General features: G+C 62.4%; 3 protein-coding genes. All 3 read left to right on the forward strand.

What is annotated here, in order from left to right:
- A partial coding sequence (gene gspE / locus VF497_RS11825) for a type II secretion system ATPase GspE (protein ID WP_330888931.1) occupies positions 1 to 1,549 on the forward strand: 1,549 nt, incomplete at its 5' end.
- Positions 1,549 to 2,766, forward strand: a complete 1,218-nt coding sequence (gene gspF / locus VF497_RS11830) for a type II secretion system inner membrane protein GspF (RefSeq protein WP_330888933.1) — start codon at positions 1,549 to 1,551, stop codon at positions 2,764 to 2,766. The genes gspE and gspF, both read left to right, overlap by 1 nt.
- A 34-nt stretch (positions 2,767 to 2,800) precedes the next feature.
- A partial coding sequence (locus VF497_RS18530; protein WP_414706891.1) for a prepilin-type N-terminal cleavage/methylation domain-containing protein occupies positions 2,801 to 2,901 on the forward strand: 101 nt, incomplete at its 3' end.

The following is a 2,901-nucleotide window of genomic DNA, read 5'->3' on the forward strand; positions in this document are numbered from 1 at the left end:
GTCCGAACGCGAGATGGGCGATGCCTTGAGCGAGGTGATGGGCCTGCCGCTGGTGACCGCGAAGGAGTTTCCCGACGCGCCGCCGCAGAACGTGGCCATGTCGATCCGCTTCCTCAAGCAGCATCACATCGTCCCGATCGGAGAAACCGAAGACAAGGTCACCTGGGTCGTCGCCGATCCGGCCGAGGAGTATCCGATCCAGGCGGCGCAACTCGCGACCGGCAAAAGTGCCGAGATCAAGGTCGGCTTCCGCTCCGAGATCGACGACCTGATCGAGCGCTACTACGGCTCGGGCCGCTCGGCGATGGGTTCGATCGTCGAGAGCCTGTCCGAGGATGCAACGCGCAGCGAGGACGACATCGAGCATCTGCGCGATCTCGCTTCGGAAGCGCCGGTTATTCGCCTGGTCAACCTGATCATCCAGCGCGCGGTGGAACAGCGTGCATCCGACGTGCACATCGAACCGTTCGAGTCGCGATTGAAGGTGCGTTACCGCATCGACGGCGTTCTGCTCGAAGCCGAGTCGCCGCCGGCGGCGTCGACCGCGGCGGTCATTTCGCGCATCAAGATCATGGCAAAGTTGAACATCGCCGAGCGCCGCCTGCCGCAGGACGGACGCATTCCGCTGCGCGTGCAGGGCAAGGAGCTCGACCTGCGCGTCTCGACCGTGCCGACCAGCTTCGGCGAGTCGGTGGTCATGCGTATCCTCGACCGCGAATCGGTCGTATTCGATTTCCACAAGCTCGGCTTCACCGATCAGTTCCTGTCCAAGTTCCTCAAGGTGCTCGAACTGCCGCACGGCATCCTGCTCGTCACCGGCCCGACCGGCTCGGGCAAGACGACGACGCTGTACACGGCGTTGTCGAAGCTCAATACGCCCGACGTCAAGATCATCACGGTCGAAGACCCGGTCGAATATCAGATCGAAGGCATCAACCAGATCCAGGCCAAGCCGCAGATCGGCCTCGACTTCAGCCACGCGCTGCGTTCGATCGTGCGCCAGGACCCGGACATCATCATGATCGGCGAAATGCGCGATCTGGAGACCGCGAAGATCGCGATCCAGTCCGCGCTGACCGGCCACCTGGTGCTGTCGACGCTGCACACGAACAATGCCGCCGGTGCGGTGACGCGCATGCTCGACATGGGCGTGGAAGACTACCTGCTGACTTCGACCGTCAACGGCGTACTTGCGCAGCGCCTCGTGCGCCGGCTCGACATCGAGCACGCGCACAAGTACGAAGCCATGCCCGAGGTGATCGAGGAGTTCGGCCTGCGCCGCTTCCAGCCGAGTGGAAAAGTGGAATTGTACAAACCCGTGCCATCGCCGTTGTCCTCGACCGGCTACCACGGCCGCACGACGATCATGGAATTCCTCGTCATGAGCGAGCCGCTGCGCCGCCTCGTCATGCAGCACGCCGACATGAACAAGATCGAGGAGCTGGCACGCAGCGAAGGCATGCGCACGATGTACGAGGACGGCCTGGTCAAGTCGCTGCAGGGACAGACGACGATCGAGGAAGTGTTGCGCGTGACCTCGGAAAGCTGATGGCGCTCTTTCGCTACAAGGCGGTCACTGCCGAAGGCGAGATCGTCGAAGGCCAGTACGATGTTGCCTCGAACGACGAGGTGATCGCGAAGATCCAGGACGCGGGCAATATCCCGCTCGAGGTATCCGCGGCGGATGGCGAGGGCGGTGGTGGCGGGCTGGCCGGCCTGTTCAAGCGCGAGGCGATGAACCAGACCCAGGTGCTGCAGTTCACCCAGCAGCTCGCGACCCTGCTCGGCGCCGGTCAGCCGCTCGACCGCGCATTGCAGATTCTTCTGGAGTTGCCGGAAAGCGAGAAGGCTCGGCGCGTTGTCGAGCGCATCCGCGACCACGTGCGCGGCGGCGCGCCGTTGTCCGAAGCGCTTGAGGCCGAGCCGGGCATATTCTCGCGTCTCTACGTCAACATGGTGCGCGCTGGCGAAGTTGGCGGCGCGCTCGATACGACGCTCGCACGTCTGGCCAATTATCTTGAACGCGCCAAGGCACTCAAGGAAAGCGTGGTCAACGCGATGATTTACCCGGCGATCCTTGTCGTCATGGTACTCGCCGCGCTGGTCGTGCTGCTCGTCTTTGTCGTGCCGCAGTTCATGCCAATGTTCAAGGACATGAACGTCGAATTGCCGTTGTTGACCAAGGTCGTATTGTTTGCAGGCACGACGCTGCAGGATTTCTGGTGGCTGATCATTGCCGTCGTCGTCTTCGCCGTCTGGGCGCTGCGCAAGCGCCTGGCCGATCCGGAAAAGCGTCTGGCTTGGGATGATCGCGTATTGACGATGCGCGTCTACGGTGCTCTCGTCGGCAGGCTTGAGACTGCGCGGCTGGCGCGCACACTGGGAACTTTGCTCAAGAACGGCGTTCCGTTGCTCACCGCGCTCGGCATCGGCCGCAATGTGCTCAACAATACTGCGCTCGCCCAGGCCGTCGACAAGGCGGCCGAGGATGTGAAGACCGGCGGTGGCCTGGCTTACGCGCTTGCGCAGAGCAAGCGCTTTCCCAAACTCGCCACGCAGATGATTTCGGTCGGCGAGGAGTCGGGGGCGCTCGATGACATGCTGCTGAAGGTCGCCGATACGTTCGACATCGAGGCAAAGAACACGGTCGATCGCTTGCTCGCCGGCCTTGTGCCGGCGATGACCCTGGTCATGACCGGCGTGGTTGGCTTCATCATGATGGCAATCCTGTTGCCGATCATGAGCATCAGCGGTTCGATTCAATAGAATTCCCATTCGATCCCACAGGACGAGTATTTCCATGAAAAAGACTTTCCTCGCACAGACGGCGACGCGTGCGCAATTGACCCGCTCGCGCGGCTTCACCCTGATCGAAATGGTCATGGTGATCGCGCTGATCGG

This window comes from Rudaea sp., from assembly GCF_036383415.1.
GTDB lineage: Bacteria > Pseudomonadota > Gammaproteobacteria > Xanthomonadales > Rhodanobacteraceae > Rudaea.